Genomic DNA, 17,766 nt, shown 5'->3' with positions numbered 1-17,766 from the left:
GCGCCGGCCGCCTAGCGGCGCGCGCCTCCGGCGCGCGTTCCCTCGAACAGCGCACGCTCCGAAGCGAGCGCCCTGGCGAGAAAATCGAGCGTCGCGCGGATGCGCGCGGTGCGCTTGAGATCGTCATGGGTCAATAGCCACAGCGCCGAGCGCGGCTCCGCGAGTGCTTTCGGCGTCAAGCGGCGCAGCGTGGGCGCGAGATCGCCGACATAGCAGGGCAGCAGGGCAAGCCCCAGCCCCGCTGCCGCAGCATCGCGCAGCGCCGGAAGCGCATCGACCCGGCAGGTGGTCCGCGCCGAACGCAGGTTCTCGCGCATCCAGCCGGCGATGACGGTCCCCGCCAGCGCATCGTCGAGCCCGATCCAGTCGTGCACCGACAGATCCCTGTCACCGCGGCGGGCAAGATAGGCGCGCGATCCGTAGACCGCATGGGCAATATCAACAATGCGCCGTCCGACCAGCAGCTCGGATGGCGCCGGTGTCGGACGGATCGCGATCTCGGCCTCGCGGCGCGTCAGGTTCGCCATCGCATTCGAGATGATGATCTCCGGCTGGATCTCCGGATGCGCGGCGCGCATCGCCGGCAGATGCCGCATCAGCACCGCGCCGAGCGTGTCCGTCGTCGTGATCCGCACCGGCCCCGACGGCCTGAGGTCCCGTCCCGCCAGCTTGCGCTCGAGCGCAAGCACCTCGTCCTCGAGCCGGGCTGCCGACGCCGCCGCGATCTCGCCGGCCGGTGTCGGCGCGTAGCCGTCGCGGAAGCGCTCGAACAGCCGCGTTCCGATCGCATCCTCGATCGTGCCGAGGCGGCGAAACACGGTGGAATGCGTGACGCCGAGCCGGCGCGCCGCCCCCGAGAGGCTGCCCTCCCGCGCGACCGCGAGGACAAGGCGAAGGTCATTCCAGGCAAGCGGGCTGTTCATTTTTGCAAACTCAATTAGCAGAGTTGACGAATACCTTATCACGGACAAACAGGCCATCTTCCCGAAAAGTTCGGCCGACGGGCGCACCTCGTGTGCCGCGCCGGCAACGCAGAGGAGCTGGCAGGTGACAAGCGAGACCACCGAGACGTTGCAATTGCACGCCGCGCGGCCGGCGACGGTCGACCCGCGGCGATGGCTGGCGTTGCCGGTGCTGCTCACCGGCGCCTTCCTGCCGATCCTCGATTTCAATGTCGTCAACCTCGCGCTGCCGGCCATTCGCGACAATCTCGGCGCCAGCCCAAGCGAGGTGCAGTTCGTGATCTCGGCCTATGCCGCGACCTACGCCGTGTTCCTGATCACCGGCGGCCGGCTCGGCGACCTCTTGGGGCGGCGGCAAATGTTCCTGACCGGCGTCGCCGGCTTCACGATCGCGTCCGTGCTGTGCGGCATCGCGTGGTCACCGGCCATGCTGGTCGCCGGACGGATCCTGCAGGGCCTCACCGCCACCGTGATGGCCCCGCAGGTGCTCGCCTCGATCCGCGTGCTGTTTCCGGCGGCCGAACAGGGCCGCGCGCTCGGCTTCTATGGCGCGACCTTCGGCCTTGCCAATATCTGCGGCCAGTTGCTTGGCGGCGTGCTCGTGTCGACGCATCCGTTCGGACTGGCCTGGCAGGCGATCTTCCTGATCAACGTGCCGATCGGCCTCGCCGCCTTCGTCGGCGGCCTGCTGTACCTCGCCGACTCGCGCGCCGCGCACGCGCAGCGGCTCGACGTCGGCGGCGTCATTCTGCTGTCGCTCACGCTCGGCCTCCTGGTCTATCCGCTGATCGAGGGCCGGGAATCCGGCTGGCCTGTCTGGATCGTCGTGATGCTGCTGGCCTCTCCGCTGATGCTCGCCGGCTTCGTCCGCTTCGAGGCGCGGCTCGAAGCCCGTGGCGGCGACCCGCTGGTCGCGCTGCATCTGCTGCGCAACAGCGATTTCGTGATCGGGCTGGTGATGGCGCTCGCCTTCTACATGCTGTCGTCGTTCTATTTGACCTTCGCGGTCTACCTGCAAAGTGGCCTGCAGCAATCTCCGCTGGAAGCCGGCCTCGCCACCCTGCCCTTTGCCGCCGGCTTCTTCGTCAGTTCGCTGGTGTCGTCGCTGGTGATGCAATGGCTCGGCCCGCGCACGCTGACGCTGGGCTTTGCGCTCCAGGTCGTCGGCTTCAGTGTCGTGATGCTGTCGGTCGGCGGCGCCCTTCCGCAAAGCCTGGAATTCGGCTTGATCTGCGGCGGGCTCGGCTTCGGCACCGTGATGCCCTCGGTGATCAAGGCCGTGATCGGCAGCATCGATCCGCGGCATGCCGGGTTGGCATCGGGGATGATGATCTCGACCTTCCAGATCGGCGCGGCACTCGGCGTCGCGGTGATCGGCGGCGTCTTCTACAGCCTGCTCGGGCCGCATCCGCGGGTCGATGACTACGCGCACGCCTTCACGATCGCGCTCGGCTGCAATGTCGCGCTGCTGGCGCTCGGCGGCTGGCTCTCGCTGTGGCTGCCGCGCGAGCCGGCGGCGGGTTGAGATCGACAGCGCCGATACGGCTATTGCTTCGCGGCCGCGAGCGGCGGCGGAAACAGCAGCTTGAGCAGGATGGCGGCAAGCAGTGTCACCAGGGCGAGACCGGTGGAGAGATAGAGCGCGCTCGCATCGCCGAACCGGCCGATCACGATTGCATAGATCAGCGGCGCCGCCGCCGGCAGGATGAAGCTCGGGACAATGAGCCGGCCGACCAGCGTGCCATAGCTGCGATGATCGAACAGGATGAGCGGCAGCGTTCCCCTGGTGATGGTCAGAATGCCGTTGCAGGCGCCGTAGAGCAGCGCGAACGCGATCCCCATCTCCCGCGCTGATCCGCTGAACAGGCCGGCGATGAAGCAGAGCGGCATGATCAGGCAGGCCATCAGGTTGAGCCCGAGTGGATCGATCCGTCCGCCGAACAGGACTTCGCAGAGACGCGCGGCGGATTGCCCGATCCCCCGTAGCGTTGCGATCCACACCGCAACGGTGACGGTGAGCCCGAGGCCGGTGAGCACCGCGATCATGTGGGCGGACATGCCGGCATTCAAAAAGTTCGCGCCGGTCATGATCACGGCATAGAGCCCGCTCGCCGCTGCAAGCTGCCGCCGCCCCATCGCGCGCGGTTGCCTCGATGCCACCGCAGCAGAGCCCGGCACGCCGGCAAATCGCTGGTTCGGAATCAGCAGATGCAGCGGGATCGTCAATAGCGCAATGCCGGCATAGGCCAGCACCGCGATGCGCCAGCCGAAATGGTCCGAGAGCGTGTGGCCGAGCGGCCAGAACACGGTGGCGGCCAAGCCACCAAGCAAGGTGATCCCGGACATCGCACGGCGCGCCTCCGGCCCGCCGATCCGGGCCAGCGCCGCGAAGGCGGCATCGTACAGCGTCAGCCGCATGCCGAGGCCAAGAACGATCCAGGATGCGAAATAGCTACCGATCTGGTGCGAGACCGCGAGACCGGCGCAGCCGAGCGCGTTGATCACGGCGCCCGCGACCATGACCTGCCGGCCACCGCTTCTGTCCACCCACCTGCCCGCAAGGGGCGACGCCACCCCCATCACCAACAGCGCCGCTGCAAATCCGCCGTAGACGATGTCGCGACTCCAGCCGAGGTCCGCGGCGATCTGCTCGCCGAACCCGCCGATCAGATAGTAGGTCGCGCCCCACGAGATCAGTTGAGCCAGCCCGAGGGCAATCACGACCCGGCGTGCGATCACCGGGCCGTTTCCTTGTCTGACGGCAGCGTGGCAGCGCCCGGCCCCAGCGGCCGCTGCATCAGCACGGTGTCGACCCATTGCCCGAGCTTGAAGCCCACCGACCTCAGCGTCCCGACCATCTCGAAGCCCATGCGACGGTGCAATGCGATCGATCCGGCGTTGCCGCTGTTACCGATCACGGCGATCATTTGCCGCCAGGGTCCCGCCTCCGACCGTTCGATCAGCGCCCGCAGCAGCGCCGCGCCGACGCGGCGGCCACGCAGGGCTTCCGACACGTAGACCGAGTCTTCAATGGTGTTGCGATAGGCCGGCCGCGGCCGGTACGCTGTCGCGTAGGAGTAGCCGGCCACCCGTCCGTCGATATCGGCCACGAGATACGGCAGCCCCGCGGCCAGCACGGCGGCGCGGCGCCCGAGCATCTCGTCGAGTGACGGCGGCACGTCCTCGAATGTCGCCAGCCCGTTGAGCACATGGTGCGCGTAGATGCGCTGCACCTCCGCCATGTCGACCTCTGTGGCGTCGCGGATCACGGTGTCTTCGTTGTCTCTCATCCTTCCCTCGTCTTGCGGCATCATCCCTGTGCTTCGACGCCGCGTCGGCGCATGCTGCACGCACCACGGGCTCATCTCGACATCGCTGCGCGACAGTCCGACATCCGCCAGCAGGCGATCGTCGAGCTCACGCAGCGCCTGCCGGCGGCGGTTGCGCGAATGCGAAGAGACCGCAAGATAGCGCCCCAGCTCGACGATGACATCGCCGATGGACTTGAGGCCGGACAATGCCTGCTCCCGGTCTGCCGAAGCCGTCGCTTGCCGGACTATGCGCCGCGGCGTTATATAAGTGAAGCTTTGTCAGCTTATGCGCGGCATAAGAGATACTTTGATGAAGAACCTCAACCTCGATTATCTCGAAAGCTTCGCTGTCGTGATCGACTGCGGCAGCTTCTCGGCGGCGGCCGAGCGGCTGCAACTCACGCAGCCCGCGGTGAGCCTGCAGGTGCGCCAGCTCGAGCGCAGCCTGAATGCGACCTTGATCGAGCGGGTCGGACGCAAGGCCAGACCGACCGCCGCCGGCGTCGCGCTGCTCTCGCACGCGCATCAGATCAATGCGGCGGTGGCATCGGCGGTCGACGCCGTCGCACAGCAGACAACCGGAACGGCAGGCCGCGTGCGGCTCGGCACCGGTGCGACCGCCTGCATCTTCCTGCTGCCGCCGATCCTGAAGGAGCTGCGCGCCGCGCTGCCCTCGCTGGAGATCACGGTTACGACCGGCAACACCGCGGAGATCGCCCGGGCGGTCGAGGACAACACCATCGACATCGCGCTTGTCACGCTGCCGGTGTCGGGGCGCAGCTTCGAGATCACGCCGGTCATGAACGACGAGTTCGTGCTGATCGCGCCCCGCGACATGCAACTGCCGGCGCGGATCACGCCGGAGGTGCTGGCGACGAGGCCCGTGCTGCTGTTCGAGCCGGGCGGCAACACCCGGCGCACCGCCGACGAGTGGCTGGCCCGCGGCGGCGTGTCGCTGAAGCCGTTGATGTCGCTCGGCAGCGTCGAGGCGATCAAGGAGATGGTGCGCGCCGGGCTAGGCTGCGCGGTGCTGCCCGGCATGGCCGTTCCCGCCAGCACCAAGCAGCGCAACCTGATCGTCCGGTCGCTGTCACCAAAGCTCTACCGCCGGCTCGCGGTGGTGATCCGCCGCGACAAGCGCCTCGATCGCGGGCTGCGGCAGACCTTGTCGGCGCTGAAGGCACTTTCGGCCAGGGACAACGGCCGCTAGAGCGTCGAGCGAAGTGAACGCCGGTCCGCGTCGGGAAAGCAGGCAAGACAAGAAGCGAGAGCTTCGGTTCTGATGCAATCAAAACCGAAGCTCTCGGAAGCACGCCACGCGTTCGCCCTGCTCTACCCCTTAGGTCGCCTTGCGCTCCTGCTCCGCGATCTTGCGGAACGCGGCTTCGCCGGCATCGGTCACCGCCGCCCATTTTGCGTTTGGCGCGGCCTCGGCGTCGTAATTGTCGTGCCAATTCCACCATTTGTAGGTCGGGCCTTGCGGATAACCCTTCGGCGAGTCCTCCCAGAGTTCCTGGCGGCCGAGCGGCGTGATGTCGAGATAGCTCCACACCGTACCCATCGCTTCGTCGCCGCGGCTGTTGACGAGATAGGTGCGGAAGATCCGCTCACCGTCGCGGATGAACACGTTGTGGCCGTGCCATTCGGCGACGCCGAAGTCGGCGTCAAAACTGTCGGTGATCGTGTACCACGGCATGTCCCACTCCATCCGCGCCTTCAGCCGCGCGATGTCGGCCTGCGGCGCGCGCGAGGCGTAAGCGAGCGTGGTGTCGCGCTGGTTCAGGTGGGCGAGATGACTGACCTGATCGGCGCCGAGCGAACAGCCGCGGCAGCCGTGATCCGGCCAGCCGAACACGCCGGGCTCGAAGAAGGCGCGGTAGATGATCAGCTGCCGGCGGCCCTCGAATAGGTCGAGCAGGCTCGCCTTGCCGTTCGGTCCTTCGAAGACATACGGCTTCTCGATCGCCATCCAGGGCATCCGCCGCCGCTCCGCCGCAAGCGCGTCGCGTGCCCGCACCTGGGCCTTCTCTTTCACCAGCATCTCGAGGCGCGCCGCCTCCCACGCTTCCCGCGACACCACCGGCGGTGTCTGCATCGCCGTCAGTCCGCCGCGATCGTTCTCAGCTGATTTATTCATGATGGTCTCTCCATCTCCGATTTGGACGAACTCCGGGACCTCAGCGCGGTTCCATCGCCGCCCGCCGTTCGCCGTTGGTCATGCCCCAATCTGGCGCCGCGGCAGCAGTGAGTGGGAGTGACAAGTGTGTCGGGATTTTCACGCATGCGATCCGGGTCGCAACTTGTCTTTGCGATATACTTGCACTTTGCAATTATGTGTGCGAGCCTCGCGCCCCATGAAACAGACCGCGCCTGCGTCCGACGATGGGCTAAAGCTCAGTGCCTGGCTGCCCTACCGCCTGTTCCTGGTCGCGGCGCAGGTCGCCCGACCGCTCGAGCGTTTCTACGGCGAGACGTTCGGATTGAGCCAGGCCGGCTGGCGTATCCTCGCCGTCATCGCCGAGCGCGACGCCGCCAACGCCTCCGAGATCGGCCGCGCCTGCGCCCTCGACCCGTTTGCGGTCAGTCGCGGCATCGGCCAGCTCGCAGATCTCGGCTTCGCGGTGCGGCGGCCCGGCAAGTCCGACCGGCGCTTCGCCGCCGTCAGCATCACCCGCAGCGGCCGGGCCGCGTTCAACCGGATCGCCGCACTCGGCAGCGCGATCGAGACGCGGCTGCTGGCGCGGCTGTCGGAGAACGAACGCGCCACGCTCGATTCCGCCCTCACCCGGCTTGAGGGAGAAAGCGCGCGGATCGATGCCGAGGGCTGGCGCGCCCTGCGCGATGACGCCGGCGCGCCATGACAGCCCTGCTGTTCGCGCTGACCGCGCTGCTCTGGGGCGGCGGCGCGCTGGCAACGGCGATGCAGGCCGGCGTGACGCCCGCGCCGTGGTCGGTCGCGCTGCGCATGGTGCTCGCGAGCGTCATCCTGCTCGGCTACGGACGGCTACGCGGCGTGCCGCTCGCGATCCCGCGAAAGGATCGACCGGCGGTCGCGTTGCAGGGCCTGCTGTTCTTCGCCATTGCCTTCGTCGCCTTCTATGAGGCGACCGCCCGCATGCCGAGCGGGCTTGCGGCGCTCGTGCTGTCGACATCGTCGCTGTTCGCGGCCGTGATCGCGCGCGCCGCGCTCGGCGTTCCGATCTCCTCCGGCTTCGTATCGGGCGCGCTGTGCGGCATCCTTGGCCTCGCGATCATCTTCCTGCCCGGCGCGGCCGCGCACGGAGCCACGCCGCTTGCGGGTTTCGCCTGGGCGCTCACCGCGGCCATCGCGACCGGCGCGGGAACGACGGTCGGTGCGCGCAACCAGCGCGCCGGACTGCCCGTCGTCTCGGTGCTCGGCTGGGGCGCGTTCGTCGGAGCCGCAGCGAGCGCGCTGTGGGCCGTCGCGACCGGCACGCCGTTTGCCGCCGACATCTCGCTCTCCTACGCGGCGAGCTTCCTGTATCTCGCCGTCGCCGCGTCCTGCATCACCTTCATGCTCTATTTCGAGCTGGTGCGCCGGCTCGGTCCCGGCCGCGCCGCCTATACGCTCGCGCTGGTGCCGCTCGTCGCGCTCGTGCTGTCGGCGCTGTTCGAGCACCTTGCGCTCGGCTGGCCGGTGCTCGCCGGCGCCGCCGCGATCCTTGCCGGCAACGTCCTGGTGCTGGCGCGCGCTTGACCGGCTCATCGGCGCACAGCAAGAGACATGCGGCAAGTTGTCCCGCCGGCGGTCGCCGGCCGGTCAACCTCAAGTTTCCCGATCGCATTAATCGGATGTTGTCCGGGTCGCGCATAATGAAGCACCTCGGGACACGGGGCGGCTTCGCAGGGTTACCCGATCGTGAACTCCATCCGCAAAATCAGCAACACCGAGTACTACGCAATCCAGGTCGACGGCCAGGATGACTGGATCATGCGTCCTGCCCTCGGCAAGCGGCTCGCGCGAGATGCCGGGCTGCTGCCGGATGGCATCGCGTGGTTCTTCAACACCGACGCGGGATTCGTCTTCTATGATCTCGCGCGTCGCCAACTCGTCGATCGGCTGCAAACGCCCTGGGCGCGCGGACACGACGGAAAGGACGCGCGGGACGACTATCTGAGCTACGGATTTCTCCAGAGCAAGGATGGCCGGCTCGTCCATCTCCTGCTTTATCACGCCGCGCGCGCGACGGACCTGCATGTCATCGACCTCGAGCGCAGGGCGATCGTCCGCTCGGTTCAGGGCATGCCGAGCGGCAACTCGCTGTGCCCGCCGGTTCTGGACCGGGATGGCCGAATTCTGGTTTCGGCGTTCCGGCACGATAACGGAATTGTTGCCCTGCTGCTGCGCATCGATCCGCAGACCGGCCATCACGAGGTGTCGAGCTGCGAGGGATCACGCGCCAAGTCGTTTCTGATCCGCTCGAGCCCGTGTGGCCGCTATTGGCTGCGCGGAGACAATTCCCGGCTTCCCATGATCACCGAGGAGAGTTCGCTCGTCTCCCGGTTGCTGGGCAGAGACACCGCGGCGCAGCGGGAGTATTTCAGCTTTGCCGTCGAGATATGGCAGGCCTTTCCGCTGCGGCAGCTGCATTCCGTCGCGCCGATGTGGATGCAGGCGGAAGGGTTGCCCGACACGACCCAGCTCGACCTCGACAGGCGGAAGCAGCGATTGTCGCCACGACGCGGCGAGATCTACCGCAAGGTGTCGCAGTTGCTCGATCGCGAGGCCACGTTGACGACCAACGAGATCAACGCGAAATCGCACCCCGATCTGTGGCCGGATCCGAACGGCCACTACGCCAATGTCAGCAGCAATCTCCGCGACTTCGAACTCTCCGAGCGCGACGTGATCGGCTGGCAAGGCGATAGCCAGGCTTTCTGGTTGAAGCGGCATGACTTCGTCGCCTGCGTCGGTGTGGACGGGACGGTTTCGCCCAAGATCATGCTGGAGCGGTTCGGGATGGACGACCGTCCTTGGCTGGCGCGCGCCCGCGCCTGGTCGAAGGCGACGCCTCTGCCGGACCGGCGTCTCGATATGCGGTTCGCGGAGGGGATGGTGACGGTCTCCGGCGCGCCGGGCGATCCGATACACCGCGTCCGGGTCGTGCCCGTAACGGAGGATCATTTCAGGCCCGCTCCACCCGAGTCGCAAGAAGAGGACAGGGATGCCGCCCTGGCCAAGAAGGCCGAGACGCTCGCCAAGCGGTTCAGCACCTACACCGTCGATCTCGCCTCGATGAGCGAGCCCGACTGTATCGCGGCCATCGATGCGCTGACGGCGCAGATCGGTCCCGATATCAACGAGCGGCCGCACGACAACCACCTCCAGGCAGTGTTCCGTTGCGACGGCAAGCGGCTCAACGAGAAGAAGTTCTTCACCCATGTCGCCAGGCATTGCCCCGGCGCCGCGCCTGCGATCCGAAGGCTGATCGATACGGTGTACGCACACATCGGACCGCACACCAACGCCTGGTACGACCCTTACGGAGACGAGATTCCGACCGCGTTGTTCGGCTACGCCGCGTGGTGTCTCGCGCGTCTCGACAAGTCGAGCAACGAGGTTCTGCTGCGCTACTACGGGCTGGTCGATACCGATCACGAGAACTTCTTCTTCGAGAAGATCGCTCCGTTAATGCTGGAGAACGCTGGCAGCGCGAGCGCTCGCCTGGAGCTCGCGGAACAATTCTATTTCGGCGATCTCGGCAATGCCATCGACCACTCGGTGCTTTGGCGACTGGCGAAGATGGCCGAGCACGCGGCGAGCCTGATGACGGCGCAGCAGTATGCGGCGCGATTGCTGGCGCGTGCAGCCGCGACGTCCGCCGCCCGGTCAAATTCGGAGTTCGGATATTATTGTTTCGACAATCTCGCGCGGTTCCTGACGGATCCTTCGCAATGGGAAACAGAGCTGCTGCAAGAACTCCGGCAAGCGGCGAGCGATCTCGCGCCCCAGTAGCGCCGCTGATGATCGCGATCATCGCGTCATTCCAATCGCAACAGCGCACAGCAAGACCGCGCGTGCCCGCCGGCCTTCCGGAAGGCGGTCACAACGCTGGCCGACGAGACCATCCGCCCGATCGCCGGCTTCCTGTAAGAGCCGCCGCTGCCGCGGCCGATAAAAATATCGCGCCGGCATGTCACATTCGCCGTTCCTCGTTCGTCATGATGTCGTCAACCAAACCAGGGAAACCGACCATGACTGTCAGACTTGATCCGCTCGCCGCCGCCCCCAAGATCATGAAGATCTGGTTCGACGCGTCACTTGCGATCACCTCCACCCTCGAGCCGAAGCTCGCCGAGCTCGTGAAGATCCGCGCCTCGGAGATCAACGGCTGCGCCAATTGCATCAATTTGCACACGACATTCGCCCGCGATGAGGGTGAGACCGAGCAGCGCATCTACCTGCTGTCGGCCTGGCGCGAAGCGCCCTGCTACACCGATCGCGAGCGCGCAGCGCTCGGCTGGACCGAGGCCCTGACGCGGATCTGCGAGCAGCATACCCATGTCGCGGCCTACGAGACGCTGAAGGCGCATTTTACTCCGGAGGAGCAGGTCAAGGTGACCTTGCTGATCAACATCATCAACGGCTGGAACCGGATCGCGGTCGGCTTTGGCGGCTTCGTCGATCCGCAAGTGATCAGGGCCAAGATGGCCGCGGCGTGACCGCCGAAACGACACGAGACGACGCAGCGGCGACTTCGTTCCGCTGCGTCCCAGGCTGATACGCGTCGCCTATCGCATGGCATCTGCACTAGGCGGCAAGGCTTCATTCGGTCCGGATCGCCGGCCGATTGACGCCGCGGCGATATCTGACTAAAGTCAGATATATGCTCGACCCCGTTTCCCGCGTCCGCCGCTTCAATCGTGCCGTGACCTCCGCCGTCGGCGCGCTCGACACCTCGTTCCTCGGGCGCGGCCGGCCGCTCGGCGCGGCGCGCGTGCTGAACGCGATCGGGCATGGCCGCGCCGATGTCGGCGAGATCAGGGATTATCTCGGCCTCGATTCCGGCCTGATGAGCCGCCTGCTGCGCAGCCTCGAGGACGAGGAGCTGATCGAGACCACGGCGCATGGCGACGATGCGCGCCGCCGCATCGCACGGCTGACGACGGCGGGTAAGCGCGAGTTCAGCGCCTATGAGGCGATCTCCAACCGGCAGGCCAAGGACTTTCTCGCCCACCACAGCCAACGCGAGGCGCTGCTGGCGGCGATGGACCTGATCGCCTCGGCGCTTGGCCGCGACGGCACCGCCCTCGATGAGATGGATCCGCGCAGCGACGAGGCGCGCTACTGCCTCTGCGAATATTACGCCGAGCTCGCGCGGCGCTTCGAGAAGGGCTTTGACGTCAGGCTGTCGCGCGACCCCGAGGCCAAGGATATGGTGCGCCCGCGCGGCAGCTTCATCGTGGCGATGTCGGACGGGCTGCCGATCGGCTGCGTCGGGCTGAAGGGCAGCAGCAGCGCGTTCGCCGAGATCAAGCGGCTCTGGGTCGCACCTGGCGCGCGCGGCCTCGGCCTTGGCCGCCGCCTGATGGACGCCGCCGAGCAGGCCGCACGCAAGCTCGGCATCGCGGTGTTGCGGCTCGACACCAACAGCGCGCTGCCGGAAGCCGGCCAGCTCTATCGCAGGACGGGCTGGACCGAGATCCCGCGCTTCAATGACGACCCCTACCCCGATCTGTTCTTCGAAAAGCATCTCTGAACGGCGCGCCGCACGCGGTGCCCGCATCGGCATGTTGTCCGGCGCGATGCGCTGGCCTAAGACACGGGCATGACCATTCGCCCCATCGTGCGCTATCCCGATCCGCGCCTTGCGCTGCCGGCCGAGCCGGTGACCATGTTCGACGACGCGCTGCGCGAACTGGCGCAGGACCTGCTCGAGACCATGCATGCAGCGCCGGGCATCGGCATCACCGCGCCGCATATCGGCGTGTCCCTGCGCGTCGTGGTGCTCGAGCTCGATGTCCGCGAGGGGCCCCGGACCTATGTCAATCCGGAGATCATCCGGACCTCGCCCGAGATGATCCTGCACAAGGAGGGCAGCGTCTCGATGCCCGGGGTCAATGACGAGGTCGAGCGCCACGCCCGCGTCCGCATCCGCTATCAGGATCTCGACGGCAACATGCAGACCGAGGAATCCGACGGCCTGCGCGCGGTGTGCCATCAGCACGAGATCGATCAGCTCGACGGCGTGTTCTGGATCAGGCGGTTGTCCCGCATCAAGCGGGAGCGCCTGATCAAGCGATACGACAAAATCTCGCGGACGTGATCGTAGCCCCGCATGAGCGAAGCGACATGCGGGACAAGCCGCGATCAGCAGACGGAAAAGCCCCGGATATCGCTGCGCTCGTCCGGGCTACGCGTCTTGCGCGAGCGAACCAACCTGCCTTCGTCCTACCCTCCCGCCATCAGATCCTTGGCCAGTGCCATGTAGGCCGGCAGCGTCACGGGATCGTTGGCGGCATTCCCGGCGGCCGGGTGCGAGGCGTAGCGCGCGATCACCATCTCGGCCTTCGGATCGATATAGAGGCCCTGGCCATAAACGCCGCGCGCCATGAAGGCGCCATGCGCATTGTGCGTCACCCACCATTGATTGCGGTAGGACGCCCCTGGTAGCGTGGTGTAGCCGGCAGGCTTGAATTTCTCAGGATCGCCACCGCGCGCGATGTCCTCGACCACTTGAGACGGTACGATCTGGCGGCCGTTGAAGCGGCCATGGTTGCGGATCGTCTCGCCGAAGCGGGCAAGGTCGCGCAGCGTCGTCGACAATCCGCCGCCGCCGCTTTCGGTGCCGATGCGATCGACGTGATAATGCGCGTCCTCCTCGGCGCCCATCGGGGCCCAGATCCGCTCGGAGAGCAGGTCCGACAAGGTCATGCCACTGGCACGGCGGCAGATCCAGGCCAGCACGTCGGTGTTGACGGTCTTGTAGGCGAATGCCTTGCCGTGCTCGCCCTGCTTCTGCTGTGCGCAGAGGAAGTCGAAGATATTGGTCGCGCCCTCATAGCCCGGATCGATCGGCGCCATGCCGTTGGCGCGTCGCAGCCCCCACACGTCGGAATTCTTGTCGGTATAGACCTCGGTGTATTTGAGGCCGGTGGTCATATCCATCGCCTCGTGCACGCGGGCATCGCCGAATGCGCTTGCCTTCAGCTCCGGCACATAATCGGTGATCGGCGCCTGCGGATCAATCTTGCCCTCGGCGATCAGGATGCCGGCGAGCGTGCCGGTGAACGATTTCGTCACCGACATCGCGATGTGCGGCTTGTGCGGCTTCAACGCGCCGAAATAGCGCTCGTAGATCAGCTTGCCCCGGTGCAGCACGGCGATGCCGTCGGCATAGGTCTCCTCGAGCATGCGCGCGAAGGTCATCGGGCGGCCGTCCATCGTCACCGATGCCGACGCTCCGATATCATGGTCTTCGCGCGGCAGCACCGACGCCGGCCCTGCCCCGCGCCAGACATTCACGGTCGGCACCAGCTGGCGGATGTTGCTCCAGGCCCAGCGCAATTCGGGGAAGCTGCGGAACGAGCCGTTCTGGAAGGTGATGGTCCTGTCCTGCGGCGGCGGAAAGCCCTGCATCCAGCCAAGCGTTTGCGGATCGGATTCGGCGGCGGTGAGATTTTGCTGTTGATTGGCGGCGGCGGCGACGGACATCAAGGCTGGCTCCAGAGCTGCGAATGCGAATTTCGTATCACGCGACAGCACCGGGCACATCCCGCGTTTGCGCCGGGGTGACCGTCGCGACGAGCGCACGCCGCAACGCGAATGGCCGCGTCGCAGATACCAGCTCGATCGGACACCCGACTATCGAGCCCGGGCCAGATCATTCCGGCACGCGGATTACCCCGCCGCCGCGCGCTCGATCGCGGCGATGTCGATGTTCTTCATCGTCATCATCGCCTCCATCGCGCGCTTGCCGGCGACGGGGTCGGCGCTGTTGACGAGCTCGAGCAGCCGCCGCGGCGTGATCTGCCAGGCAAAGCCCCAGCGATCCCGGCACCAGCCGCACGGCAATTCCTTGCCGCCGTTGGAAGTGACCGCATTCCAGTAGCGGTCGGTCTCCTCCTGGCTGTCGGTGAGCACCATGAAACTGACCGCCTCGTTCGGCGTGTAGTTGGAGCCTCCGTTCAGCCCCACGAAGCGCCGGCCGAGCACGGTGAACTCGACCGTGAGCTCCTCGCCCTGCCCGATGCCCGGTATCGGAGATGGATGGCCCGCGCCGACATGGCTGTCGGGAAACGTCGCGGCATAAAACTCCGCCGCTTCGCGCGCCCGGCCCTGATCGAACCAGAGGCATGTGACGAGATCGGTCATGGCAGTCTCCTTGCAGGGTCGAGCGGGATGGAGCGGTCATAATGCGTGATTATGGTCCTGGTTCGACGCGGCGCAGGTTATCGTTCCACAAACTGTTCCGCCATCGCGGATCATGTTTCGCCACTTCGGCCCACGCGCATGATCAGAAGCGGCACGATGACGATCACTCCCGCCATCAGCATCACTCCGGATAGATCCGAGAGATTCAGCATCCGGGCACCAAGAATGGCTCCGACGCCGATCGCCGAATTGATGACGGCCGAGTGGATCGCGGCCGCGGACATTGCCATGGAACCGGCCGCACGCAAGATCCAGGTCTGGAGGCCCGCGAACAGCGCCGCAACGGCGGTGCCCCAGACCACAAGCAAGGTAACGACGGTGCCGGTCCCGAGTTGCGGGCCAAACCATCCAAGCCCGACAAGCGCGCCCGCGAGGGCAAGCAGTCCCCACGTGATGACGGATGTCATGAAGCGATCGATCAGGACACCGGTCAGGATGTTGCCGACGAATCCTGCTCCGCCAAAACCGAACAGCATCACGCCGATCATGAAGGGCGGCACATCCGCGATCTCGCCGAGGAAGGGTTCGATGAAGGTGTAGGCTGCGAAATTCGCCGCCGCCATGAACGCCGTCACGGCATAGATTCTGCGCAGATCCTGTCGGCGAACCACCGCGGCCAGCGCTTGCCATCCCGTCGGCGATCCGGCCCGGAGCCGCGGAAGAACCCCGACCATCAGGACAGACGTACACAATCCAACCCCGCCGATCACGCCGAATGCCGCGCGCCATCCGCTGTTCTGTCCGATGAGGTTGACGAGCGGCACGCCGATGACGGTTGCCATCGAGATTCCGCCGAACACGATCGCTGTCGCAACACCCATGCGATGAGACGGCGCGATCTGCGTTGCGATCGCGGCCGCCATCGCCCAGAAGAAGCCGTGAACGACGGCACCGACCGCCCGCGCCAGCAACAACCCCGTGAAACTGTCGGAAAGCATCGCCGCAAGATTGCTCGCGGACAGCACCAGCATCAGAACAACGAGCAGCGGCTTGCGGGGAAAACGTTGCAGCAGAACCGCGGACAACAGGCCGCTGGCAGCGCCGATCCAGGCATAGAGCGTGACCGTGAGCCCGACCGCGGCCTGGTCTCGACCAAGATCGAGGGCGATCTGGGACAACAGCCCGACCGGCGCGAACTCGGTCGTGACCATCGTGAACGAAGCAACGCCGAGCACGATGACGGCGAGCCAGACGCGGAGCCCGGGACTGGAACTGTCAGTCGTCATGCGGGTGACCGGCGTGGACAGGCGGCCATGTCCCCGATGACGCGCCGATAGTCCTGACGGCGCGTTTCATCCATGAACGCAGCCTTGAGGCTGTTGTCGGCGAGGCTCAATTGTTCCACGGCAGTCAGGCCCAACGCCGCTGCCGCGCGGACGAAGTTCTCGTTGACGTGACCTCCGAAATACGCCGGGTCGTCGGAGTTGACCGTGACGCAGAGGCCGGCGTGGAGCAGCCGGCGCAGATTGTGACGTTGGAGATCGGGGAAGATCCGCAGCGCCACATTCGACAGCGGGCATACCGTGAGCGGCGTCCCCTCGTCGGCAAGGCGCCGCATCAGTGCCGGATCGGCCTCGCACTGGACGCCGTGATCGATGCGGTCGACGCCCAGCCTGTCGATCGCTTCGGTCACATAATCCGGCGGCCCTTCCTCACCGGCATGCGCGGTCGTCTTCCAGCCAAGCGCGCGGGCGCGGGCGAAGACCTCGTCGAAGGGTCCGGGCGGGTAGCCTTTTTCCGGTCCACCGAGTCCGAGGGCCAGCACGCCGTCGCGCCAGCGGCGCGCCGCCTCAATCGCGGCGAAAGCCTCTTCAACAGGCTTATGCCGGCGAACGCACAGGATCATGCCTCCGGTGATATCGCGTCGCGCGTCTGCATAAGCGGCGCTGATGCCGTCCATGACAGAATCGAACGGCACGCCGCGCTCGGTATGGTCGGCCGGGGTGACGTAGATTTCCGCATGAACGACATTGTCTTCCCGCGCACGGGTCAAGTACGCGCGCGTCAGCTCATAGAAGTCGCGCTCCGTCCGAAGCACGGTCAGGCCGGCCCAGTAGATTTCCAGAAACGACCGGAGATCGGAGAAGCGATACGCCGAGAGGACGTCGGTCATCGAGCGGTACGGAATCGCCACATCGTTCCGGCGGGCAAAATCGAGCAGCATGCCCGGCTCTAGCGTTCCCTCGACATGCACGTGAAGCTCGGCCTTCGGAACGGCCTTGATGTCAAACAACGGAACGGAATTCATTGAACGCGATCTCTGGCCTCGGGCGTGTTCCGCTTCAGAGCTTTTTCCCGCGCATCCAAACGGATACGCGGGCCAAAGTTCATCTGCCGTACGAGCCCGACCTAGCAGCCTTTGTCGAAAGGTCGCCACGCATAAAATAAGCGAGCGTTATCCGGCTGAGGCAGCCTCCCCGTGCTTCAGGCAATGGTGGTGACCAGCCGTGCGGGGGCACCGTCGGCGAGCATGAGGCGCTCCCACAGCATGCGGCCCGGAAGGATCACGAGGTCCGCATCGGAGTTCGGACCCGTATTGACCTCGAGCGAGCTCAGCTGCCCGTCATACCAGCCGAGATCATTGAGGGCGGTGTCAGCCGCGAGGATTTCCGGAGAGGCATAAACACGTAGCGATTTGCCCAGGAATTCGGACAAGCCGGTTCGCCATTCAGCCTGCCTGGGCGCCGATGCGGCAAGCAGCCGATGCGTCAGGTCGCAAACCAGATGGACCTTGCGCGTCGAGGATTCGACGAGACGCTTCAGGGCGGCATCCTGGGCCGGCTCGAACGGACCCATGAGCAATCGGCGCGCCGAGATCCACTGGCTTTCGGACAGATCGAGAATGCCGCGCTCCTAGCGCGACACGGTCGCCTGATCCACACCCATCAATTCAGCGAGGTGGCTTTGCTTCATCTGACGAAGCAATCGCATTCTTCGCAACCCGCGGCCTTGATCACCCATCATTCACCCGACTTTGTTCTGCAACCCGTAGCGCGGGTCAGCGAGGACACGCCCCGCGGACACCGCTGCCAGGAACGGCCGCGGCGTAAACTCCGCAGCCGCGCGCGCCTGGCGCTGGTCGAACCACAGGCACGAG

The 17,766-nt window shown here is 66.2% G+C and carries 16 protein-coding genes and 1 pseudogene; 8 read left to right on the top strand and 9 right to left on the bottom strand.

What is annotated here, in order from left to right:
• Nucleotides 1-11: 11 nt before the first annotated feature.
• Nucleotides 12-923 carry a LysR family transcriptional regulator gene (locus tag ACE10X_RS19230; protein ID WP_038383619.1) on the bottom strand — a complete coding sequence of 304 codons (912 nt, stop codon included), beginning with the start codon at nucleotides 921-923 and terminating at the stop codon, nucleotides 12-14.
• A 124-nt stretch (nucleotides 924-1,047) separates the two neighbouring features.
• Here ACE10X_RS19230 and ACE10X_RS19225 point away from each other — a divergent pair, with 124 nt between their 5' ends.
• Nucleotides 1,048-2,487 carry an MFS transporter gene (locus ACE10X_RS19225; RefSeq protein ID WP_375764459.1) on the top strand — a complete coding sequence of 480 codons (1,440 nt, stop codon included), beginning with the start codon at nucleotides 1,048-1,050 and terminating at the stop codon, nucleotides 2,485-2,487.
• A gap of 20 nt (nucleotides 2,488-2,507) precedes the next feature.
• On the opposite strand, the gene ACE10X_RS19220 is transcribed toward ACE10X_RS19225, so the two are convergent.
• Nucleotides 2,508-3,701 (bottom strand): MFS transporter, encoded by a 1,194-nt coding sequence (locus tag ACE10X_RS19220; RefSeq protein WP_038383616.1) that lies wholly within the window; start codon nucleotides 3,699-3,701, stop codon nucleotides 2,508-2,510.
• Nucleotides 3,698-4,480: a GNAT family N-acetyltransferase gene (locus tag ACE10X_RS19215; protein ID WP_080583287.1), complete on the bottom strand. Its 783-nt coding sequence runs from the start codon at nucleotides 4,478-4,480 to the stop codon at nucleotides 3,698-3,700. The genes ACE10X_RS19220 and ACE10X_RS19215 overlap by 4 nt, the downstream gene beginning before the upstream one ends.
• 103 nt (nucleotides 4,481-4,583) lie before the next feature.
• On the opposite strand from ACE10X_RS19215, the gene ACE10X_RS19210 reads away from it, so the two are divergent.
• On the top strand, nucleotides 4,584-5,483 hold the full coding sequence (locus ACE10X_RS19210; protein ID WP_304555676.1) for a LysR family transcriptional regulator: 900 nt from the start codon (nucleotides 4,584-4,586) through the stop codon (nucleotides 5,481-5,483).
• Between the two features lie 129 nt (nucleotides 5,484-5,612).
• Here ACE10X_RS19210 and ACE10X_RS19205 read toward each other — a convergent pair whose 3' ends face one another.
• Nucleotides 5,613-6,410 carry a DUF899 domain-containing protein gene (locus ACE10X_RS19205; RefSeq protein WP_051002887.1) on the bottom strand — a complete coding sequence of 266 codons (798 nt, stop codon included), beginning with the start codon at nucleotides 6,408-6,410 and terminating at the stop codon, nucleotides 5,613-5,615.
• Nucleotides 6,411-6,627: 217 nt separating this feature from the next.
• On the opposite strand from ACE10X_RS19205, the gene ACE10X_RS19200 reads away from it, so the two are divergent.
• From ACE10X_RS19200 to ACE10X_RS19175, 6 genes are all read left to right on the top strand, one after another.
• Nucleotides 6,628-7,134: a MarR family winged helix-turn-helix transcriptional regulator gene (locus ACE10X_RS19200; protein WP_051002886.1), complete on the top strand. Its 507-nt coding sequence runs from the start codon at nucleotides 6,628-6,630 to the stop codon at nucleotides 7,132-7,134.
• Entirely contained in the window at nucleotides 7,131-7,991 is an 861-nt protein-coding gene (locus tag ACE10X_RS19195; protein WP_038383609.1) for a DMT family transporter, read from the top strand. Before ACE10X_RS19200 ends, ACE10X_RS19195 begins: the two co-directional genes overlap by 4 nt.
• Nucleotides 7,992-8,153: 162 nt before the next feature.
• Complete coding sequence (locus ACE10X_RS19190; protein WP_038383608.1) at nucleotides 8,154-10,250, top strand: YncE family protein; 2,097 nt, start codon at nucleotides 8,154-8,156, stop codon at nucleotides 10,248-10,250.
• Between the two features lie 239 nt (nucleotides 10,251-10,489).
• Complete coding sequence (locus ACE10X_RS19185) at nucleotides 10,490-10,957, top strand: carboxymuconolactone decarboxylase family protein (protein WP_038383607.1); 468 nt, start codon at nucleotides 10,490-10,492, stop codon at nucleotides 10,955-10,957.
• A 164-nt stretch (nucleotides 10,958-11,121) separates the two neighbouring features.
• Nucleotides 11,122-11,994 (top strand): helix-turn-helix domain-containing GNAT family N-acetyltransferase, encoded by an 873-nt coding sequence (locus ACE10X_RS19180; RefSeq protein WP_038383606.1) that lies wholly within the window; start codon nucleotides 11,122-11,124, stop codon nucleotides 11,992-11,994.
• Between the two features lie 69 nt (nucleotides 11,995-12,063).
• Nucleotides 12,064-12,561, top strand: a complete 498-nt coding sequence (locus ACE10X_RS19175; protein ID WP_038383605.1) for a peptide deformylase — start codon at nucleotides 12,064-12,066, stop codon at nucleotides 12,559-12,561.
• Between the two features lie 125 nt (nucleotides 12,562-12,686).
• On the opposite strand, the gene ACE10X_RS19170 is transcribed toward ACE10X_RS19175, so the two are convergent.
• From ACE10X_RS19170 to ACE10X_RS19150, 5 genes and pseudogenes are all read right to left on the bottom strand, one after another.
• A complete protein-coding gene (locus tag ACE10X_RS19170; protein WP_038383614.1) occupies nucleotides 12,687-13,949 on the bottom strand; it encodes a serine hydrolase in 1,263 nt (420 codons plus the stop codon).
• A gap of 186 nt (nucleotides 13,950-14,135) precedes the next feature.
• Nucleotides 14,136-14,609 carry a VOC family protein gene (locus tag ACE10X_RS19165; RefSeq protein ID WP_038383604.1) on the bottom strand — a complete coding sequence of 158 codons (474 nt, stop codon included), beginning with the start codon at nucleotides 14,607-14,609 and terminating at the stop codon, nucleotides 14,136-14,138.
• Nucleotides 14,610-14,719: 110 nt separating this feature from the next.
• Nucleotides 14,720-15,895, bottom strand: coding sequence for an MFS transporter (locus tag ACE10X_RS19160; RefSeq protein ID WP_038383603.1), 1,176 nt, complete (start codon nucleotides 15,893-15,895; stop codon nucleotides 14,720-14,722).
• Nucleotides 15,892-16,917: an adenosine deaminase gene (locus tag ACE10X_RS19155; protein ID WP_080583286.1), complete on the bottom strand. Its 1,026-nt coding sequence runs from the start codon at nucleotides 16,915-16,917 to the stop codon at nucleotides 15,892-15,894. The genes ACE10X_RS19160 and ACE10X_RS19155 overlap by 4 nt, the downstream gene beginning before the upstream one ends.
• A 176-nt stretch (nucleotides 16,918-17,093) precedes the next feature.
• Nucleotides 17,094-17,630 (bottom strand): annotated as a pseudogene (locus tag ACE10X_RS19150) (transcriptional regulator).
• Between the last annotated feature and the right edge of the window lie 136 nt (nucleotides 17,631-17,766).

Source organism: Bradyrhizobium sp. Pha-3, from assembly GCF_042258325.1.
In the GTDB taxonomy this organism is placed as follows: Bacteria; Pseudomonadota; Alphaproteobacteria; order Rhizobiales; family Xanthobacteraceae; genus Bradyrhizobium; species Bradyrhizobium elkanii.
This window is presented reverse-complemented; position numbering and strand designations above follow the sequence as displayed.

Bases quoted from the DNA above. Each gene is read 5' to 3' on its own strand.
- ACE10X_RS19200 (WP_051002886.1), top strand. From the start codon at position 6,628: ATGAAACAGACCGCGCCTGCGTCCGACGATGGGCTAAAGCTCAGTGCC.
- ACE10X_RS19155 (WP_080583286.1), bottom strand. From the start codon at position 16,917: ATGAATTCCGTTCCGTTGTTTGACATCAAGGCCGTTCCGAAGGCCGAG.
- ACE10X_RS19230 (WP_038383619.1), bottom strand. From the start codon at position 923: ATGAACAGCCCGCTTGCCTGGAATGACCTTCGCCTTGTCCTCGCGGTC.
- ACE10X_RS19210 (WP_304555676.1), top strand. From the start codon at position 4,584: ATGAAGAACCTCAACCTCGATTATCTCGAAAGCTTCGCTGTCGTGATC.
- ACE10X_RS19170 (WP_038383614.1), bottom strand. From the start codon at position 13,949: ATGTCCGTCGCCGCCGCCGCCAATCAACAGCAAAATCTCACCGCCGCC.
- ACE10X_RS19180 (WP_038383606.1), top strand. From the start codon at position 11,122: ATGCTCGACCCCGTTTCCCGCGTCCGCCGCTTCAATCGTGCCGTGACC.
- ACE10X_RS19205 (WP_051002887.1), bottom strand. From the start codon at position 6,410: ATGAATAAATCAGCTGAGAACGATCGCGGCGGACTGACGGCGATGCAG.
- ACE10X_RS19165 (WP_038383604.1), bottom strand. From the start codon at position 14,609: ATGACCGATCTCGTCACATGCCTCTGGTTCGATCAGGGCCGGGCGCGC.
- ACE10X_RS19175 (WP_038383605.1), top strand. From the start codon at position 12,064: ATGACCATTCGCCCCATCGTGCGCTATCCCGATCCGCGCCTTGCGCTG.
- ACE10X_RS19160 (WP_038383603.1), bottom strand. From the start codon at position 15,895: ATGACGACTGACAGTTCCAGTCCCGGGCTCCGCGTCTGGCTCGCCGTC.
- ACE10X_RS19195 (WP_038383609.1), top strand. From the start codon at position 7,131: ATGACAGCCCTGCTGTTCGCGCTGACCGCGCTGCTCTGGGGCGGCGGC.
- ACE10X_RS19185 (WP_038383607.1), top strand. From the start codon at position 10,490: ATGACTGTCAGACTTGATCCGCTCGCCGCCGCCCCCAAGATCATGAAG.